The 19,737-nt window shown below is 67.8% G+C and carries 14 protein-coding genes; 13 read left to right on the top strand and 1 reads right to left on the bottom strand.

Annotation, left to right across the window (positions count from 1 at the left end; translation table 11 throughout):
- Positions 1-348, bottom strand: a complete 348-nt coding sequence (locus AX769_RS12840) for a PaaI family thioesterase (RefSeq protein ID WP_082764066.1) — start codon at positions 346-348, stop codon at positions 1-3.
- Between the two features lie 170 nt (positions 349-518).
- Between AX769_RS12840 and polA the strand changes: the two genes are divergently transcribed.
- From polA to gap, 13 genes are all read left to right on the top strand, one after another.
- Complete coding sequence (gene polA, locus AX769_RS12835; RefSeq protein WP_066279954.1) at positions 519-3,188, top strand: DNA polymerase I; 2,670 nt, start codon at positions 519-521, stop codon at positions 3,186-3,188.
- 93 nt (positions 3,189-3,281) lie between these two features.
- Entirely contained in the window at positions 3,282-3,593 is a 312-nt protein-coding gene (locus AX769_RS12830; RefSeq protein WP_066279952.1) for a PTS lactose transporter subunit IIB, read from the top strand.
- A gap of 43 nt (positions 3,594-3,636) precedes the next feature.
- Positions 3,637-5,346, top strand: coding sequence for a DUF885 domain-containing protein (locus AX769_RS12825; protein WP_082763797.1), 1,710 nt, complete (start codon positions 3,637-3,639; stop codon positions 5,344-5,346).
- A 158-nt stretch (positions 5,347-5,504) separates the two neighbouring features.
- Positions 5,505-6,956, top strand: a complete 1,452-nt coding sequence (gene rpsA / locus AX769_RS12820; protein WP_066283647.1) for a 30S ribosomal protein S1 — start codon at positions 5,505-5,507, stop codon at positions 6,954-6,956.
- Positions 6,957-7,069: 113 nt separating this feature from the next.
- Positions 7,070-7,693 (top strand): dephospho-CoA kinase, encoded by a 624-nt coding sequence (gene coaE, locus AX769_RS12815; RefSeq protein WP_066279950.1) that lies wholly within the window; start codon positions 7,070-7,072, stop codon positions 7,691-7,693.
- 67 nt (positions 7,694-7,760) lie between these two features.
- On the top strand, positions 7,761-9,827 hold the full coding sequence (uvrB, locus tag AX769_RS12810) for an excinuclease ABC subunit UvrB (protein WP_066279948.1): 2,067 nt from the start codon (positions 7,761-7,763) through the stop codon (positions 9,825-9,827).
- Positions 9,817-10,746 (top strand): SDR family NAD(P)-dependent oxidoreductase, encoded by a 930-nt coding sequence (locus AX769_RS12805; RefSeq protein WP_066279946.1) that lies wholly within the window; start codon positions 9,817-9,819, stop codon positions 10,744-10,746. The genes uvrB and AX769_RS12805 overlap by 11 nt, the downstream gene beginning before the upstream one ends.
- 51 nt (positions 10,747-10,797) lie before the next feature.
- A complete protein-coding gene (gene uvrA / locus AX769_RS12800; protein ID WP_082763796.1) occupies positions 10,798-13,848 on the top strand; it encodes an excinuclease ABC subunit UvrA in 3,051 nt (1,016 codons plus the stop codon).
- Positions 13,849-13,859: 11 nt separating this feature from the next.
- The gene (uvrC, locus tag AX769_RS12795) at positions 13,860-15,788 is read left to right on the top strand and encodes an excinuclease ABC subunit UvrC (RefSeq protein ID WP_066279944.1); all 1,929 of its coding nucleotides are present in this window, start codon (positions 13,860-13,862) and stop codon (positions 15,786-15,788) included.
- Positions 15,789-15,863: 75 nt separating this feature from the next.
- Complete coding sequence (gene rapZ / locus AX769_RS12790) at positions 15,864-16,745, top strand: RNase adapter RapZ (RefSeq protein ID WP_066279938.1); 882 nt, start codon at positions 15,864-15,866, stop codon at positions 16,743-16,745.
- A 61-nt stretch (positions 16,746-16,806) separates the two neighbouring features.
- Positions 16,807-17,787, top strand: coding sequence for a DNA-binding protein WhiA (whiA, locus tag AX769_RS12785; protein ID WP_066279936.1), 981 nt, complete (start codon positions 16,807-16,809; stop codon positions 17,785-17,787).
- Positions 17,788-17,941: 154 nt separating this feature from the next.
- Positions 17,942-18,565: a superoxide dismutase gene (locus AX769_RS12780; protein WP_066279933.1), complete on the top strand. Its 624-nt coding sequence runs from the start codon at positions 17,942-17,944 to the stop codon at positions 18,563-18,565.
- A 114-nt stretch (positions 18,566-18,679) separates the two neighbouring features.
- Complete coding sequence (gap, locus tag AX769_RS12775; RefSeq protein ID WP_066279925.1) at positions 18,680-19,684, top strand: type I glyceraldehyde-3-phosphate dehydrogenase; 1,005 nt, start codon at positions 18,680-18,682, stop codon at positions 19,682-19,684.
- The last annotated feature ends 53 nt before the right edge of the window (positions 19,685-19,737 follow it).

The raw sequence follows: 19,737 nt of genomic DNA, 5'->3' as shown, positions 1-19,737 counted from the left end.
CTACAGGGCGTCTCGAAGGAAGTTGGTGATGCGCACGGTCGAGAGCCGCCGCCCGGCGTCGTCGGTCAGCACGACCTCGTGCGTCGCGAGCGTCCGGCCGATGTGGATCGCCGTGCAGGTGCCTGTCACGTAGCCGGTCGTGACGGCGCGGCTGTGGCTGGCGTTCAGCTCGATGCCCATGGCCATTCGGCCGGGGCCGGCCGCCATGCTCGCCGCCATGGAGCCGAGCGACTCGGCGAGGACCACGTGGGCACCGCCGTGCAGGATGCCGAACGGCTGGGTGTTGCCCTCGACCGGCATCCGGCCCACGGCGCGTTCGGCGCTCAGCTCGAGGATCTCGATGCCCATCTTCTCGGCCAGGTCTCCCACGCCGCGGCGCCCCGAGAAGTCGATGTCGTCGGCGCCGAGGGGAGCGGCGGGGGCGGCGGAGGTCGGATCGGTCACGGTGTCTCCTTGCGGTGCGGCCGCCAGGCTCGAAGCACGAAACGAGTGTCGGGGGCTGTCGCTAGGCTGACGGGGTGTCGGACGCAGCAAAGCCTACCCTTCTCGTGATCGACGGCCATTCTCTGGCCTTCCGGGCGTTCTACGCGCTCCCGATCGACAGCTTCGTGAACCGTGAGGGGCAGCACACCAATGCCATCCACGGCTTCATCTCGATGCTGCTCAACCTCCTCAAGAACGAGAAGCCGACCCACCTCGCGGTGGCGTTCGACATCTCGCGCTACTCCTTCCGCACGCGCGAGTACCCCGAATACAAGGGCACACGCAGTGAGACGCCGCCCGAGTTCGTGGGGCAGATCCCCCTGCTCGAAGAGGCGCTGCATGCCATGGGCATCACGACGATCACCAAAGAAGACTTCGAGGCCGACGACATCCTGGCGACGCTCGCCAGCCGCGGCTCTGCCGAAGGCTTCAAGGTCTTCGTCGTCTCGGGCGACCGCGACGCGATCCAAATGGTCAACGACGACGTCACCCTGCTCTACCCGTCGGCCCGCGGCGTCACCGACCTCACCCGCTACGACCGCGACAAGGTGTTCGAGCGCTATGGCATCGAGCCGCCGCAGTACCCCGAGATCGCCGCGCTCGTCGGCGAGACCAGCGACAACCTGATCGGCATCGACAAGGTCGGCGAGAAGACCGCCGTCAAGTGGATCACCCAGTTCGGCTCGCTCGACGCGATCATCGAGCACCGCGACGAGATCAAGGGCGTCGTGGGCGACAAGTTGCGCGAGCAGTACGACCGCGCTGTCCGCAACCGCAAGCTCAACCGCCTCGTCACCGACGTCGAGCTGCCAGTCGGCCCGACCGACCTCGAGCGCCGGCCCATCGACGTGCCGGCCGTCCGCGAAGTGTTCGACCGGCTGCAGTTCCGCACCCTGCTCGAGCGCGTCACCGCGCTGGCCGAGGGCGGCGGGGCATCAGCAGCCCCGGCAGCACCCGCCGAGCCGACGGGCCCCACGGCCCCGGTCGTGCGCACCCTCATCGACGAAGAGCTGGCGCACTGGCTCCGCACCTACGCGGCCGCCGACAAGGCGCCGGTCGGCGTCGCCGTCGAATACGGCGCCGACGGGAGAGTGACCGGTCTCGGCATCGCGGCCCCGGGCGACTCCGTCTACGTGCCTTGGGCAGCCGGGCGAGGCGACTACGTGGCCCTCGAAGAGTGGCTCGACGCCGATTCGCCGAAGGTCGTCCACGACGCCAAGCGGGCCTACAAGGCGCTCAAGACGGTCGGTCTCACGCTGACCGGTCTCGTCGGCGATCCCCGCATCGCCGCGTGGCTGCTGCGCCCTGGCCGCACCTCGTTCGCCCTCGGCGACCTCGTCTACGAGCACCTGGGCGAGCGCATGCCCGAGGCCGACCCCAATCAGCTCGTGCCGAGCGACGATGCGGGCGGCCCCGCGCTCGAGGCGTGGTACTCGCTGCGGGTCTCTGACGCCCTCGCGGAGGCGCTCGACGAGGGGTCTCGAAAGGTGCTGCTCGACATCGAGCTACCGCTCGTCCGCGTCCTCGGCGACATGGAGCTCACCGGCGTGGCCACTGACCAGCCGGCCCTCCGCGGCCTGTCCGCGCGCCTCGGCGACACGGCTGCTGCCATCGCAGCGCAGGCGTTCGAGGTCATCGGCCGCGAGGTCAACCTCGGGTCGCCCAAGCAGCTCCAAGAGGTTCTCTTCGAGCAGCTCGACATGCCGAAGACCCGTGCGATGAAGACCGGTTACTCCACGGACGCGGGTTCGCTGGCCGACCTTCAAGACAAGCATCCGCACCCCTTCCTCGACCTGCTGCTCACACACCGCGACGCGACGAAGCTCCGGCAGATCATCGAGACGCTCGACAGGGCGGTCGACCCTGAGGGCCGCATCCACACCACCTACGATCAGACGGGCACGACCACCGGCCGCATCTCGTCGATCGACCCCAACCTCCAGAACATCCCGGTCAAGACCGAGGTCGGCCACGAGATCCGGGCCGCCTTCCAGCACGGCCGCGACTACGAGACGCTGCTGACGGCCGACTACTCGCAGATCGAGATGCGCATCATGGCGCACCTGTCGGGCGACCCCGGGCTGATCGAGGCTTTCAACGTCGGCGAAGACCTCCATCGCTTCGTCGGCGCGCGCATCTTCGGCGTCGAGCCGGCCGACGTCTCGCCGATCATGCGCACCAAGGTCAAGGCGATGTCGTATGGCCTCGCGTACGGCCTCAGCCCCTTCGGGCTGTCGAAGCAGCTGCGGATCGAGACCGCCGAGGCCCGCCAGCTGATGACCGACTACTTCTCGCGGTTCGGCGCGGTGCGCGACTACCTGCGCGCCGTCGTCGAGCAGGCGCGCGAGGACGGCTACACCGAGACGATCTTCGGCCGCCGTCGCCCGTTCGCCGACCTCACCTCGTCGAACCGTGTGCTGCGCGAGAACGCCGAACGGGCGGCTCTCAACGCGCCGATCCAGGGGTCGGCCGCCGACATCATGAAGATCGCGATGCTGGGGGTGAGGCAGGATGTGGACGCAGCCGAGATGCAGTCCCGCGTGCTCCTCCAGGTGCACGACGAGCTCATCGTCGAGGTCGCCGGCGGCGAGGCCGACGCGGTCGAAGAGATCGTGCGGCGACGAATGGGGTCGGCCGCAGAACTTCGCGTGCCGCTCGACGTGTCCGTCGGCCGCGGCGAGAGCTGGGACGCCGCCGCCCACTGAGGCCGACTCGGGCGCCGAGCCCGAGTTCGGGCCGACCCCTCTCGCACGGAGCACTATGGGAGGGTCTTCACCCGCCCCGACGAAGGAGCACGAATGACCACCCTCAATGGAGCCGACATCAAGAAGCTGATCGTCGCCTGCGACGCGGGCATGGGCTCGAGCATCATGCTCGCGGCAACCCTCAAGAAGCAGCTCAAGAAAAGCGGCGTGACGGTCGACCACTCGGCGGTCGCCGACATCCCGCAGGATGCCGATGTGGTCGTGACCCAGAACAACCTCGCGGCCCGGGCGCGCGAAGTGGTGGCGCCGGGCACACCGGTCGTGCCCTTCCAGCTCTTCATGGGCGACCCCGCCGTCGCAGCCGTGGTCGAGGCGATCCAGAACGGCACGACGGTCGAGGTCTGAACCCCGTCGGCATCCTGTCGGCGGTCGTCACTAGGCTCATCGCATGAGCACCGACGCCACCATCACCCCCGCTGTCCGGCACCCGACCGCCATCGACGCGATCGCCGAGCGCTGGGTCGACACGCTCGTCGACCTCGACCCGCAGTGGGCCACCTGGCTCGGCAGGCCCGGTCGCACCGGCGAGTACGGCGACACGTCGCCCGCCGGCCACGACGCCTACATCGCGGCCGCGCGCTCTGTGCTCGACGAGCTACGCTCCGCCGCCCCGGTCGACGCCGTCGACCAGGTCACCAAGGACGACCTGGAGTCGTCGCTCGCCCTCGATCTCGAGTACGACGCGCAACGCCCGCACCTCCGCGACCTCAACGTGATCGCCTCGCCGGCCCAGGGCCTCCGCGACGTCTTCGACCTCATGCCGACCGCGACCGAGAGCGACTGGGCCGACATCGCATCGCGCCTCGAGCGCCTGGGCGCCGCCCTCGACGGCTACATCGAGACCCTGCGGCTCGGCATCGCCGAGGGCATCGTGCCGGCCAAGCGGCAGGTGCGCGCCGTGGCCGAGCAGTGCGTCCGCCACACGGCTCCCGACGGCTTCTTCGCCGAGCTGACCTCCGACGCGAAGTTCGCCGACGGCACGCCCGTGCCCGACGATCTCGACGACCGCCTCAGCGAGGGCTCCGCGGCCGCCTCGGAGGCGTACCGCCGCCTCGAGACGTTCCTCCGCGACGAGCTCCTGCCGGTCGCGGGCGAGGCCGACGGGGTCGGTCGCGAGGCGTACGCCCTGCACTCGCGCCGCTTCCTGGGCGCCACCGTCGACCTCGACGAGACGTACGAGTGGGGGCTGGCCGAGGTCGCCCGCATGGCCGCCGAGCAGGAGGCCACAGCCGACCTCATCGAGAAGGGCGCGACCGTCGCCCGCGCGATCGAGGTGCTCGATCAGGATCCTGCCCGGCAGTTGGACGGCGCCGACGCGTTGCAGAAGTGGATGCAGACGCTCAGCGACCGCGCTGTCGCCGAGCTCGGCGAGAACGAGTTCGACATTCCTTCCGAGATTCGCACCCTCGAGTGCCGGATCGCGCCGACCCACGACGGCGGCATCTACTACACCTCTCCCAGCGACGACTTCGTGCGCCCCGGGCGCATGTGGTGGTCGGTCCCGGTCGGCACGACGAAGTTCACCACGTGGCGCGAGACGACGACGGTCTACCACGAAGGTGTGCCCGGTCATCACCTGCAGCTCGGCCAGGCCGTCGTCAACCGTGCGACGCTCAATACCTACCGCCGGTCGATCGCCGGCACGTCCGGGCACGCCGAAGGCTGGGCGCTGTACGCCGAGCGCCTCATGGCCGAGCTCGGCCACCTCGACGACCCGGGCGACCGCCTCGGCATGCTCGACGGCCAGCGGATGCGCGCGGCCCGAGTCGTGATCGACATCGGCGTGCACCTCGGCAAGGAGTTCCCCGGGTCGGCGTCCATGCCGGCCGGGGGAGTGTGGGATTACGACAAGGCCTTCGCCTACATGACCGACAACGTCAACATGGACGAGGGGTTCATCCGCTTCGAGGTCGACCGGTACCTCGGCTGGCCCGGCCAGGCGCCGTCGTACAAGGTCGGGCAGCGGGTGTGGGAAGAGCTGCGGGCCGAGCGGGCACGCCGCGAGGGCGACGCCTTCGACGTGAAGCGCTTCCACTCCGAGGCGTTGGCCATCGGCGGCGTCGGCCTCGACACGCTGCGCCGTGCGCTTCTCGACTGAGGTGTTGTCGGCCACCCCGCGTTGCCGTTAGAATTGCTTGGCGCAAACTGCGTCGATTCATCCGCTTTGCCGCACACCCACACAATCCCGAGCCGTGATGTCAATCACGGCTTCGGCGGGATGCGGCCCGAGAAATGCCCAGCTGGAGCAACCACTACATGACAATCGTAACGACCAAGGCACCCAAGCAGGTCGCCGTCAACGACATCGGATCTGCTGAAGACTTCCTTGCCGCGGTCGAAAAGACTCTCAAGTTCTTCAACGACGGCGACCTCATCGAGGGCACCGTCGTCAAGATCGACCGCGACGAGGTCCTCCTCGACGTCGGATACAAGACCGAGGGTGTCATCCCCTCGCGCGAACTGTCGATCAAGCACGACGTCGACCCGACCGAGGTCGTCAACGTCGGCGACACGGTCGAGGCCCTCGTTCTCCAGAAGGAGGACAAAGAAGGTCGTCTGATCCTGTCCAAGAAGCGCGCCCAGTACGAGCGCGCCTGGGGCGACGTCGAGAAGATCAAAGACGCCGACGGCGTCGTCACCGGTACCGTCATCGAGGTCGTCAAGGGTGGCCTCATCGTCGACATCGGCCTCCGCGGCTTCCTGCCCGCGTCGCTCATCGAGTTGCGCCGCGTCCGCGACCTCACGCCCTACCTGGGCCAGGAGATCGAGGCGAAGATCCTCGAGCTCGACAAGAACCGCAACAACGTCGTCCTCTCGCGTCGCGCGCTGCTCGAGCAGACGCAGTCCGAGAGCCGCACCTCGTTCCTCAACAACCTCCACAAGGGCCAGGTCCGCAAGGGCATCGTGTCGTCGATCGTCAACTTCGGTGCGTTCGTCGACCTGGGCGGCGTCGACGGTCTCGTCCACGTCTCCGAGCTCTCCTGGAAGCACATCGAGCACGCCTCCGAGGTCGTCGAGGTGGGCCAGGAGGTCACCGTCGAGATCCTCGAGGTCGACCTCGAGCGCGAGCGCGTGTCGCTGTCGCTCAAGGCCACCCAGGAAGACCCGTGGCAGGTGTTCGCCCGGACTCACGCCATCGGTCAGGTCGCTCCCGGCAAGGTCACGAAGCTGGTTCCGTTCGGTGCGTTCGTTCGCGTCGCCGACGGCATCGAGGGCCTCGTGCACATCTCCGAGCTGTCCGCCAAGCACGTCGAGCTCGCCGAGCAGGTTGTCTCGGTCGGCGACGAGGTGTTCGTCAAGGTCATCGACATCGACCTCGAGCGTCGCCGCATCTCGCTGAGCCTCAAGCAGGCCAACGAGGGTGTCGATCCCGAGGGCACCGAGTTCGACCCGGCGCTCTACGGCATGCTCACCGAGTACGACGACCAGGGCAACTACAAGTACCCCGAGGGCTTCGACCCCGAGACGAACGAGTGGCGCGAGGGCTTCGAGTCGCAGCGCGAGAAGTGGGAGCAGGACTACGCTGCCGCCCAGGCTCGCTGGGAGGCTCACAAGAAGCAGGTCGCCGCTTCGCTCATCGAAGAGGCCACCGCGTTCGACGTTCCCTCCGGTTCGTCCTTCTCGGCCGAGTCCGCTTCGGGTGCCGGCACGCTGGCCGACGACGAGTCGCTGGCTGCTCTGCGCGAGCGTCTCTCGAGCAACAACTAGTAACAAGCACGTACCGACGTTCGGCGGTCTCCTTCGGGAGGCCGCCGTTCGGCGTTTCGACGACCACCATGAACGACGCCTGTCGCGCAGGGGTCACGCGGTAGGGTGGGCGAGTGTTCGTTGTGGGATTGACCGGTGGCATCGCGGCCGGCAAATCGATCGTGTCCGCCCGCCTGGCCGAGAAGGGCGCCGCCGTCGTCGACGCCGACAAGCTCGCGCGCGAAGTCGTCGAGCCGGGCACCCCCGGCCTCGCAGCCATCGCCGAACGCTTCGGCCCGGGCGTCCTCCAGGCCGACGGGAGCCTCGACCGCCCCGCTCTCGGCGCGATCGTCTTCTCCGACGCCCAGGCGCGACGCGATCTCGAGGAGATCACGCACCCCGCCGTCCGCGCTCTCAGCCAGCGTCGTATGCAGGAGGCGACGGCTCAAGATCCTGCGCGCGTCGTCGTGTACGACGTACCCCTGCTCGTCGAAGCCCGGGGCTCGGCGGAGTTCGACCGCGTCGTCGTCGTGCACGCCCCGGCTGCCATGCGCATCCGTCGCCTCGTCACCCTCCGCGGCATGAGCGAGGAAGAGGCATTGAAGCGCGTCGACTCGCAGGCCACCGATGACGAGCGCGCGGACGCCGCCGACGACATCATCGATTCGTCGACGAGCCTCGCCTCGACGACCAAGCAGACGGATGCGCTCTACTCGACTCTCGTCCGTCTCGCCGCCGAGAAGGCCACCCTCTCTTAAGCTGTCAGCGACAAGCAGTCGCCCTCCGGCGCGACCGAGTGTCAGTGGCCGCTCGTAGACTTGTTCTATGGAACCGACTCGCAGCGTCCGCCCCTTCGAAGTGGTCAGCGAGTACCAGCCGAGCGGCGATCAGCCTGCCGCCATCGCTGAGCTCGCCGGCCGTATCAACGCCGGTGAGACCGATGTCGTGCTGCTGGGCGCGACCGGTACCGGCAAGTCTGCGACCACCGCCTGGCTCGTGGAGGCCGTCAACCGCCCCACCCTCGTCCTGGCCCACAACAAGACGCTGGCGGCACAGCTGGCCAACGAGTTCCGCGAGCTCTTCCCTCACAACGCCGTCGAGTACTTCGTCTCGTACTACGACTACTACCAGCCCGAGGCGTATGTGCCCCAGACCGACACCTTCATCGAGAAAGACTCGTCGATCAACGCCGAGGTCGAGCGGCTGCGCCACTCGACGACCAATTCGCTGCTGAGTCGGCGCGACGTGATCGTGGTGTCGACCGTGTCGTGCATCTACGGTCTGGGCACGCCGGAGGGCTACATGGAGGCGATGATCGCCCTCCAGGTCGGCGAGCAGATCCCGCGCGATCAGCTGATCCGCCGGTTCGTCTCGATGCAGTACCAGCGCAACGACATCGACTTCTCGCGCGGCAACTTCCGTGTGCGCGGCGACACCATCGAGATCATTCCGATGTACGAAGAGCTCGCCGTGCGCATCGAGATGTTCGGCGACGAGATCGAGGCGCTCTACTACCTCCACCCGCTGACGGGCGACGTCGTCCGCTCGATGGACGCCGTCTCGATCTTCCCCGGTTCGCACTACGTCGCGGGCACCGACGTGATGCACCGGGCCATCGGCACCATCAAAGAAGAGCTCGCCGAGCGCCTCGACGAGCTCGACCAGCAGGGCAAGCTGCTCGAGTCGCAGCGCCTTCGCATGCGCACCACGTTCGACCTCGAGATGATGGAGCAGATCGGGTTCTGCAACGGCATCGAGAACTACTCGGCGCACATCGACGGCCGCGCGCCGGGCGAGGCGCCGCACTGCCTGCTCGACTACTTCCCCGACGACTTCCTCGTCGTGATCGACGAGTCGCACGTCACCGTGCCGCAGATCGGCGCGATGTACGAGGGCGACGCGTCACGCAAGCGCACGCTCGTCGACCACGGGTTCCGCCTCCCCAGCGCACTCGACAACCGCCCGCTGAAGTGGGAGGAGTTCTTGAACCGGGTCGGCCAGAAAGTCTATCTCTCGGCGACCCCGGGCCGCTACGAGCTCGGCGTCACCGACAGCGTGGTCGAGCAGGTCATCCGCCCGACCGGCCTCATCGACCCCGAGATCGTCGTCAAGCCCTCGGCGGGCCAGATCGACGACCTGCTCGAAGAGATCACGCTGCGCACTGAGCGCGACGAGCGGGTGCTCGTCACCACGCTCACCAAGAAGATGGCTGAAGAGCTCACCGACTTCCTCACCGAGGCCGGCGTGCGCGTGCGCTATCTCCACTCCGACGTCGACACCCTCCGCCGCGTCGAGCTGCTGACCGAGCTGAGGCAGGGTGTCTACGACGTCCTGGTCGGCATCAACCTGCTCCGCGAGGGTCTCGACCTGCCCGAGGTGTCGCTCGTCGCGATCCTGGACGCCGACAAGGAGGGCTTCCTGCGCTCGTCCACCTCCCTCATCCAGACGATCGGTCGCGCGGCTCGCAATGTGTCGGGGCAGGTCATCATGTACGCCGACAAGATGACCGACTCCATGAAGCAGGCTCTCGACGAGACCGATCGTCGCCGTGAGAAGCAGGTCGCCTACAACCTCGAACGCGGCATCGACCCGCAGCCGCTGCGCAAGAAGATCGCCGACATCACCGAGATCCTGGCCCGCGAGGGCGCCGACACCGCTGAGCTACTGGCCGGGCGCCAGGGCTCCAAGCGCGCACCGACGCCCAACCTCCGCCGTGAGGGCAAGGCCGCGGCCGCGGCTGGCGGGATCGAGTCGATCATCGCCGACCTGAACGAGCAGATGCTGCAGGCCGCGGCCGAGCTCAAGTTCGAGCTGGCCGGGCGCTTGCGCGACGAGGTCGCCGAGTTGAAGAAAGACCTTCGCGGCATGGAGGCCGCCGGGCATGTCCGCTGACGTGAAGGCGCTCCGTGACCGTGCTTCTCGGCGCCGCGTGGTCGTGACCGGTGCCAACGCCGGGCTCGGCTACTTCGTCGCCGAGCAGTTGGCGGCGACGGGCGTTCGAGTCGTGCTCGCGTGCCGGGACGAGTCTCGGGCGAAACGGGCCGTCGACAGCATCCTGACGATCGTGCCCGACGCCGACCTCCAGGTGGTCGTGACGGACCTCGCCGATCTCGCCTCCGTGCGCGTGGCCGCCGACCAGATCATGGCCGACGGGCCGGTCGACGCCCTCGTCGCGAACGCGGGTGTCGTCGGCTCGCGCCGGCGGCAGACCACGGCTGACGGTTTCGAACTGCAGTTCGGCACGAACCACCTCGGGCACTTCGCCCTGGTCTCGCACCTCCTGCCGGCCCTCGCGGCGGCCGAGGCGGGGCGCATCGTGCACCTCGGCAGCATCGCCCACACCCTCAGCCGTCTCGACCTCGACGACCCGATGATGGTGCAGCGCTACAGCGGCCATCGGGCCTACAGCCGGTCGAAGCTCGCTGTGATGACTTTCGGATTCGAGCTCGACCGGCGCCTCCGCGACGCGGGGTCGTCCGTGTCGAGCGTGGTCGCGCACCCCGGCTTCGCCCTAGAGAACCTCACCGAGCGCCGGCCCGGCATCGTCCGGCGCCGATGGCTGCCCGCTCCGCTCGTCGGTCTGATGCGCACGGTGTCGCAGGGCAAAGACCAGGGCGCTCGGCCTCTCGTCTACGCTGCGGTGGGCGCCGACGTCGCCGGCGGGGAATACTGGGGGCCCGACGGCTGGTTCCAGTTGACCGGTGCACCCGCCCTCGTCAGGGCCCGGAGGCACGCCCGCAACCGCAAGACGGCAGCCCGCCTCTGGAACCTTTCGGCCCGCCTGACACGCGTGCAGCCCGTCATCGAGTGAGCCCGCCCGGCTCGCCGCCGCCCCTCATCCGCGAACGCCGTCTCCTTTAGAATGGACAGAGTGTCGATTTCATCCGCCAACCCGATCGTCTCGGCCGAGCTCACTCCCGCTGAGCTCACAGCTCACATCGCCGATCCCGGTGACGTCTCGAAGCTCAGCGTCCGTGGGGCCCGCGTTCACAACCTGCAGAACGTCGACCTCGAGATCCCTCGCGACTCGCTGGTGGTGTTCACCGGCCTGAGCGGCTCGGGCAAGTCGTCACTCGCGTTCGACACGATCTTCGCCGAGGGCCAGCGCCGCTACGTCGAGTCACTGTCGGCGTACGCGCGGCAATTCCTCGGCCAGGTCGACCGCCCCGACGTCGACTTCATCGAGGGCCTCAGCCCCGCGGTTTCGATCGACCAGAAGTCGACCAACCGCAACCCGAGGTCGACGGTCGGCACGATCACCGAGATCTACGACTACATGCGCCTGCTCTGGGCGCGCATCGGCGTCGCGCACTGCCCCGTCTGCGGCGAGCCCATCCAGAAGCAGAGCGTGCAGCAGGTCGCCGACCAGCTGATGGAGCTCGAGACCGGTCGCCGTTACCAGGTCCTGAGTCCGATCGTCTCGCAGAAGAAGGGCGAATTCGTCGACCTCTTCAAAGAGCTCGCCTCGTCGGGCTACTCGCGCGCGATCGTCGACGGCGAGCAGATCCAGCTGTCGAGCCCGCCCCTCCTCAAGAAGCAGGTCAAGCACGACATCTCGGTGGTCGTCGACCGCCTCGTGGCCTCCGACGACATCCTGCAGCGCCTCACCGACTCGCTCGAGACGGCGCTGCGCCTGACCGACGGCCTGGTGACGATCAACTTCGTCGACGACAAGGGCGACGGCGCATTCCGCACGTTCTCCGAAAAGCTGTCGTGCCCCAACAACCACCCGCTGCAGCTCACCGAGATCGAGCCCCGCACCTTCTCGTTCAACGCGCCATTCGGCGCCTGCCCCGAATGCTCCGGCCTCGGCACGAAGATGTCGGTCGACTCCGACCTGCTGCTGGGCGACGACCAACTCGGGCTCGCCGAGGGTGTCATCCTGCCGTGGACGAACTCGGGCAAGGGCCTCTACAACTACTTCCAGAAGCTGCTCGAGGGCCTTGCCGGCGACCTCGGCTTCAGCTTGAAGACGCCGTGGCGCGACCTGTCGCCCGAGGTGCAGAAGGCAGTGCTCGAGGGCAACGACTTCGAGGTGACCGTGCGCTACCGCAACCGGTTCGGCCGCGAGATGAAATACACGACCGGCTTCGAGGGCGTGATGCCCTACATCGAGCGCAAGTTCGCCGAGGCCGAGAGCGACTCGCAGCGCCAGCGCTACTCCGCCTACCTCCGCGAGATCCCCTGCGTCGTCTGCAAGGGCAAGCGCCTCAAGCCCGAGGTGCTGGCGGTGCTCGTCGACGGCCACAACATCGCCGACGTCTCCGAGCTCAGCCTCAGCGACGCCTTCTCGTTCATGGAGTCGCTTCAGTTGAGCAACCGCGAGGCCAGGATCGCCGCGCAGGTGCTGCGCGAGATCCGCGTGCGTCTCGAGTTCCTGCTCGAGGTCGGCCTCACCTACCTGTCGCTCGCCCGATCGGCAGGGTCGCTCTCGGGCGGCGAAGCACAGCGGATCCGCCTGGCGACGCAGATCGGTTCCGGCCTGACCGGCGTGCTGTACGTCCTCGACGAGCCGTCGATCGGCCTTCACCAGCGCGACAACCGCCGCCTCATCGACACGCTCGTCAAACTCAAGAACCTCGGCAACACGCTGATCGTGGTCGAGCACGACGAAGACACGATCCGCACCGCCGACTGGATCGTCGACATCGGGCCCGGCGCCGGCGTGAACGGCGGCCAGGTCGTCCACTCGGGCGGCTACGAGGCGCTGTTGGCCAACACGTCGTCGTACACAGGCGACTATCTGGCCGGTCGCCGCTCGATAGCGACGCCGACGAAGCGCCGGAAGATCGACAAGAACCGCATGCTCTCGGTCGTCGGAGCCCGCGCGAACAACCTCAAGAACGTGACCGTCGACTTCCCCCTCGGGGCGTTCGTCGCCGTCACGGGCGTGAGCGGGTCGGGCAAGTCGTCGCTCGTCAACGACATCCTCTACAAGGTGCTCGCCAACCAGCTGAACGGCGCCCGCCAGATCCCGGGCAAGCACACCCGGATCACGGGCCTCGACAACCTCGACAAGGTCGTGCACGTCGATCAAGCGCCCATCGGCCGCACCCCGCGGTCGAACCCGGCAACCTACACCGGTGTCTTCGACAAGATCCGCAACCTGTTCGCCGAGACAGTCGAGGCGAAGGCCCGCGGCTACCTGCCGGGCCGGTTCAGCTTCAACGTCAAGGGCGGTCGTTGCGAGAATTGCGCGGGCGACGGCACCATCAAGATCGAGATGAACTTCCTTCCCGACGTCTACGTCGCGTGCGAGGTGTGCGGTGGCGCTCGCTACAACCGCGACACGCTGCAGGTGCACTACAAGGGTAAGAACATCTCCGAGGTGCTCGACATGCCGATCAGCGAGGCGGCCGAGTTCTTCGCACCGATCTCGTCGATCTCGCGGTTCATGGCGACACTGGTCGACGTGGGCCTCGGTTACGTCCGCCTCGGCCAGAGCGCCACGACGCTCTCGGGCGGTGAAGCGCAGCGCGTCAAGCTGGCCACCGAGCTGCAGAAACGCTCGAACGGCCGCAGCATCTACGTTCTCGACGAGCCGACCACGGGGCTCCACTTCGAAGACGTCCGCAAGCTCCTCCTGGTGCTGAACGGTCTCGTCGAGAAGGGCAACACCGTCATCACGATCGAGCACAACCTCGACGTGATCAAGTCGGCCGACTGGTTGATCGACATGGGCCCCGAAGGCGGTGCAGGCGGCGGCGAGGTCATCGCGGTTGGCACGCCCGAGCACCTGGCGACCGTACCCGAGAGCCACACCGGCCACTTCCTCGCCGAAATCCTGACCATGGCGCGCGGCGACATACCGGCACCGGCGAGGGGTGCCGCCGCGAAGACGGCGGGCGCGAAGGCCGCAGGCTCGACCCCGGCGAAGGGTCGCAAGCCCCGCGCGGCCGCGCTCACCAAGTAGAAGCGGGAGTCATGAGCAACACCGTCTCCTGGCGCCCGAAAGCGGGCGACATCCCCACCCAGCCGGGCGTGTACCGCTGGCGCGACGAGCGCGGTCGCGTGCTCTACGTCGGCAAGGCCAAAAACCTCCGGCAGCGCCTGAGCAACTACTTCGCCCCGCTGCCGTCGCTGCACGAGCGCACCCGCCGCATGGTGCTGACGGCCCGCAGCCTCGACTGGACGGTCGTCGGCACCGACATCGAGGCGCTGCAGCTCGAATACACCTGGATCAAAGAGTTCGATCCGCCCTTCAACGTCAAGTTCCGCGACGACAAGACCTACCCGTTCATGGCGATCACCCTCGCCGACGAGGCCCCCCGGGTGATGGTGTCGCGCAACACGCGTATCCGCGGGGCGAAGTACTTCGGGCCCTTCCCGAAGATCTGGGCCGTGCACGACACGATCGACCTGATGATCAAGGTCTTCCCGATCCGCACCTGCTCCGACTCGAGCTACAAGAAGGCGATGCAGACGGGCAAACCGTGCTTCCCCGGCCAGATCGGGCGCTGCGGCGGCCCCTGCTCGGGCAGGGTGACGATCGAGGAGCACCGCAAGATCGTCGACGAGTTCGTCCGCTTCATGGGCAGCTACGACCGTAAGGTCATCGCCGAGCGGCAGAAGCTGATGTCTCAGGCCGCCGCCGAGCAGCGCTACGAAGATGCCGCGAAGTACCGCGACCAGGTCGGCGCCCTCGAAGCCGTGCTCGAGAAGTCCGCCGTGGTGCTCCGCGACTCCGTCGACCTCGACCTCTTCGCCGTCGCCGAAGACGAGCTCGCTGCCGCAGTGCAGCTCTTCACCGTGCGCGGTGGCCGAATCCGCGGCGCCCGCGCGTGGGTACTCGACAAGGAGATCGACATCTCGACCGGCGACATCGTCGAGCAGGCCCTCCAAGACGTGTACGCCGCAGGTGCCGAACTGCCCCGCGAGATCGTCGTGCCGACCCTGCCCGACGACGCCGACGCCCTCGAGACATGGCTCACCGATCTGCGGACGGACGCGGCGACCGACGGCAGGATGCGAGGCAGGGTCCAGCTCCACACCCCGCAGCGCGGCGACAAGTCGAACCTCATGCAGACTGCGACCCTCAATGCCGGCCAGGCGCTCACGCTCTACAAGACGAAGCGCAGCGCCGACTTCGCGACGCGCTCGACGGCCCTCGCCGACATCCAGGAGGCGCTCGGCATGGCCGATGCGCCCCTGCGGATGGAGTGCTACGACGTCTCGCACCTGCAGGGCACGAACATCGTGGCGTCGATGGTCGTCTTCGAAGACGGCCTGCCCCGCAAAGACCAGTACCGGCGCTTCAGCATCCCGTCGTCGACCGACGACACCGAGTCGATCTACCAGACGCTCACGCGACGGCTCGCGCGTCTCGACGACGAACTGGCGCCGGTCGAAGAGGTGGGGGAGCAGCGGAAGCGCTTCGCCTACCGTCCGAACCTGCTCATCGTCGACGGCGGGCAACCCCAGGTCGCGGCCGCCCAACGGGCCATGGACGATCTGGGCGTGACGGGCATCCAGCTGTGCGGCATCGCCAAGCGGCTGGAGGAGATCTGGCTGCCCGATGACGACTTCCCCGTGATCCTGCCGCGCAACTCCGACGCGCTCTTCCTCATCCAGCGCATCCGTGACGAGGCGCACCGCTTCGCGATCACCTTCCAGCGGCAGAAGCGGAAGCGCGACATCGCAACGCAGCTGGCCGAGATCCCGGGCCTCGGCCAGGCGCGTACCACCGAGCTGCTCAAGCACTTCGGCTCGGTCGCGCGCCTCAAGAAGGCGACGGCCGACGAGGTCTCCGAGGTGAAGGGCATCGGCCCGACGCTGGTGCGGAGCATCATCGACACTCTCCACCCGCTCACGAGCGAGGCACCGTCCGATGCCGAGCAGTTTTCCGCAGAGTAGGGCGCGACACGCCGACTAGGATCGGTTCATCCTCCGAGACCACGATCCTCCGAGACCACGAGAAGGGCGGTGCCTGTGAGCGACGCTTCCGAGCAGCAGGACGTCCTCATCGTCACGGGCATGAGCGGCGCCGGCCGGTCGACGGTGGGCAACGCCCTCGAAGACCTCGGCTGGTACGTCGTCGACAACCTCCCCGCTCAGATGCTGCGGCCGCTCATCGACCTCGCCGAGCGCGCCGGCGACTCGCTGCCGAAGATCGCCGCTGTGGTCGACGTGCGCGGCGGTCGGCTCTTCTCGGAGGCGCAGGAGGCTGTCCGGGCGCTGAGGGAGTCGATGCCCACGAAGGTGCGCGTCCTCTTCCTCGACGCGACCGACGCCGCCCTGGTGCGGCGGTTCGAGCAGGTGCGTCGCCCGCACCCTCTCCAGGGCGGCGGCACCCTGCTCGACGGCATCCTGGCCGAACGCAGCCGCATGGAAGAGCTGCGCGAGACCAGCGACATCATCATCGACACGTCCGAGCTCAACATCCACCAGTTGGCCTCGTCGATCACCGAGAAGTTCTCGGGGCCCGAGACCGCGGGCGTCCAGGTCACGGTGCTGAGCTTCGGCTTCAAGTACGGCATTCCCGCCGACGCCGACATGGTCGGCGATGCGCGCTTCCTGCCCAACCCGTTCTGGGTGCCCGAGTTGCGCTCGCAGAACGGCCTGGACGCCCCCGTCGCCGAGTACGTGCTCGGCCAACCCGGCGCGCGCGAGTTCATCGAGGCCTTCGGCGCCGCCCTCGAGCCGGTCATGGCCGGCTATCAGCGAGAAAACAAAAGGCACGCTACGATCGCCATTGGCTGCACGGGGGGCAAACACCGGTCGGTGACCCTCGTCGGCGAGCTCGCGGCTCACCTCCGCGGCCTGCCGGGTGTGGCCGTCAGCGTGAAGCACCGCGACCTGGGCCGAGAGTAGCCGCCCGCACGATTCTGGCAGCCGCACGCCCGATCCGCCCCCGAACACGTAAGGAACCGTCTTGGCACAGACCGCCGACGTCAAAGAAGAACTCGCTCGCGTCGAGGTGTCGAAGACGACGACCCGGGCGGCCGAGGTCGCCACGGTGCTCCGCTTCGCAGGCGGCCTGCACGTCATCTCCGGCCGCATCGCCGTCGAGGCCGAGCTCGACAGTCCGCAGGTGGCGCGGCGCGTGCGCAAAGACCTGGCTGAGCTCTACGGTGCTCGCAGCGACGTCTCCGTCATCGCCGCGACCGGCCTCCGCCGCACCAGCCACTACCTCGTCCGCATTCACGAGGCGGGCGAGACCCTCGCGCGCCAGACCGGTCTGATGGACGCCCGCCGCCGCCCCGTGCGCGGCCTTCCCAACCGCCTGACCACAGGATCGAGGGATGACCTCGCTGCCATCTGGCGCGGCGCCTTCCTCGCGCAGGGCACGCTCACCGACCCCGGGCGCTCTGCCGCCCTCGAGGTCGTCTGCCCGGGCAACGAGGCCGCTATGGCCCTCGTCGGCGCAGCAGGGCGTCTCGGGATCGCTGCGAAGGCTCGCGAGGTGCGGGGCGTCCACCGGGTCGTCATCCGCGACGGCGAGGCCATCAGCGCCATGCTGACGCAGATGGGCGCCGTGAAGAGCGTCCACGAGTGGGAGGAGCTGCGGCAGCGCCGCGAGGTGCGAGCCACCGCGAACCGTCTCGTCAACTTCGACGACGCCAACCTCCGACGCTCGGCCCAGGCCGCCGTCGCCGCGTGCGCCCGAGTCGACCGCGCGATGGAGATCCTCGGCGACGACATCCCCGAGCACCTTCGCTACGCGGGCGAGCTGCGCCTCGCGCACCGCGACGCGAGCCTCGACGAGCTGGGCCACCACGCCGACCCGCCGATGACGAAAGACGCCGTGGCGGGGCGGATCCGTCGCCTCCTGGCGATGGCCGACAAGAAGGCCTCCGACTTGAACATCCCCGGCACCGAGGCCAACCTTCCCGCCGATCTCGAGCTGGACTGACGGCCCAGGCTCGTAGGACGACCCCCTTCGGTCGGGGTTTGCTGAGCGTTCGCGAAACGAGCGATCACCGTTTGCTGAGGCGTCACTACACTGACAACGTCCCCCGAAGTGGTGCTCTGGTGCGCCACGGGCCCCGCGAGCGAGGAGAACACCGATGCTTGAATACACCCTGCCCGACCTTCCGTACGACTATGCGGCTCTTGCTCCGCACATTTCGGCTCAGATCATGGAGCTGCACCACGACAAGCACCACCAGACCTACGTCACCGGTGCGAACACTGCGAACGCGCAGCTCGCCGAGGCCCGCGAGTCGGGCAACCTCGGAGGCGTCAACAAGCTCGAGAAAGACCTGGCCTTCAACCTCGGCGGCCACGTCAACCACTCGATCTTCTGGACGAACCTCTCGCCCGACGGCGGCGACAAGCCCACCGGCGACCTCGCCTCGGCGATCGACGACCAGTTCGGGTCGTTCGACAAGTTCACCGCGCACTTCACCGCCACCGCTCTCGGCGTGCAGGGCTCCGGCTGGAGCGTGCTCGCGTACGACGTCCTCGGCCAGAAGCTCAGCATCTTCCAGCTCTTCGACCAGCAGGGCAACGTTCCCTTCGGCCTCGTGCCGCTTTTGATGCTCGACGTCTGGGAGCACGCCTACTACCTCGACTACAAGAACGTCCGCGCCGACTACGTCAAGGCGTTCTGGAACATCGTCAACTGGGACAACGTCCAGGCCCGCTACACCGCAGCAGCCTCCAAGACCCAAGGCCTCCTCGTCTTCTAGCCTCGTCGTATCCTGCGGCCTCTGCGCTACTGTCGTAGAGGCCCAAAGCTCCCCACTGTGAAGCCCCAAGCCCCGCCACGAGCGCCTCAGGCGCCATGAAAAACTGGAGAACCATTGAGCGTCAAGATCGGTATCAACGGCTTCGGCCGAATCGGCCGCAACTACTTCCGCGCAGCCCTCGCCAAGGGCAGTGACCTCGAGATCGTCGCCGTCAACGACCTGACCGACAACGCGGCTCTTGCCAACCTCCTCAAGTTCGACTCGATCACGGGCCGCCTCGACGCGACCGTCGAGCTCGACGGCGACACCATCGTCGTCAACGGCAAGCCCATCAAGGTCTTCGAAGAGCGCGACCCCGCCAACCTGCCCTGGGGCGAGCTGGGAGTCGACATCGTCATCGAGTCGACCGGCTTCTTCACCAAGGCCGCCGATGCGCAGAAGCACATCGACGCGGGCGCCAAGAAGGTCATCATCTCCGCTCCGGCCACCGGCGACGACATCACCATCGTCCTCGGCGTGAACGAGTCGGGCTACGACCCGGCCAACCACCACATCATCTCGAACGCGTCGTGCACCACGAACAGCCTCGCGCCCCTGATGAAGGTCTTCCTCGACAACTTCGGCGTCGAGCGCGGCCTCATGACGACGGTGCACGCTTACACGGCCGACCAGAACCTCCAGGACGGCCCGCACAAGGACCCGCGTCGTGCACGCGCCGCGGCCCTCAACATCGTGCCGACCTCGACCGGTGCCGCGAAGGCCATCGGCCTCGTGATCCCCGAGCTGGCGGGCAAGCTCGACGGCTACGCCCTCCGCGTCCCGGTGCCGACCGGCTCGATCACCGACGTCACGCTCGAGACGAGCACACCCGTCACGGTCGAGCAGATCAACGCGGCCTACAAGGCGGCTGCCGAGGGCGACCTCAAGGGCATCCTGCTCTACTCGGAAGACCCGCTGGTGTCGAGCGACATCCGCACCGACCCGCACTCGTCGATCTACGACTCTGGCCTGACCAAGGTCATCGGCAACCTCGTCAAGATCACCTCGTGGTACGACAACGAGTGGGGCTACTCGAACCGCCTCGTCGACCTCGCCGAGTACGTCGCAGCCAAGCTCTAGTGCCGACACACGACGGGCTACGTACCGAACGCACGAATCGATAGGCAGCAACT

It is taken from the genome of Frondihabitans sp. PAMC 28766 (assembly GCF_001577365.1).
In the GTDB taxonomy this organism is placed as follows: domain Bacteria; phylum Actinomycetota; class Actinomycetes; order Actinomycetales; family Microbacteriaceae; genus Frondihabitans.
The sequence above is the reverse complement of the archived record's forward strand: the minus strand, read 5'-3'. Positions and strand labels throughout refer to the sequence as shown.

Excerpts from the sequence above, each read along its gene's own strand:
- AX769_RS12840 (WP_082764066.1), bottom strand. The coding sequence starts at position 348 with ATGGGCATCGAGATCCTCGAGCTGAGCGCCGAACGCGCCGTGGGCCGG.
- AX769_RS12830 (WP_066279952.1), top strand. The coding sequence starts at position 3,282 with ATGACCACCCTCAATGGAGCCGACATCAAGAAGCTGATCGTCGCCTGC.
- AX769_RS12825 (WP_082763797.1), top strand. The coding sequence starts at position 3,637 with ATGAGCACCGACGCCACCATCACCCCCGCTGTCCGGCACCCGACCGCC.
- rpsA (WP_066283647.1), top strand. The coding sequence starts at position 5,505 with ATGACAATCGTAACGACCAAGGCACCCAAGCAGGTCGCCGTCAACGAC.
- uvrB (WP_066279948.1), top strand. The coding sequence starts at position 7,761 with ATGGAACCGACTCGCAGCGTCCGCCCCTTCGAAGTGGTCAGCGAGTAC.
- AX769_RS12805 (WP_066279946.1), top strand. The coding sequence starts at position 9,817 with ATGTCCGCTGACGTGAAGGCGCTCCGTGACCGTGCTTCTCGGCGCCGC.
- uvrA (WP_082763796.1), top strand. The coding sequence starts at position 10,798 with ATGGACAGAGTGTCGATTTCATCCGCCAACCCGATCGTCTCGGCCGAG.
- uvrC (WP_066279944.1), top strand. The coding sequence starts at position 13,860 with ATGAGCAACACCGTCTCCTGGCGCCCGAAAGCGGGCGACATCCCCACC.
- AX769_RS12780 (WP_066279933.1), top strand. The coding sequence starts at position 17,942 with ATGCTTGAATACACCCTGCCCGACCTTCCGTACGACTATGCGGCTCTT.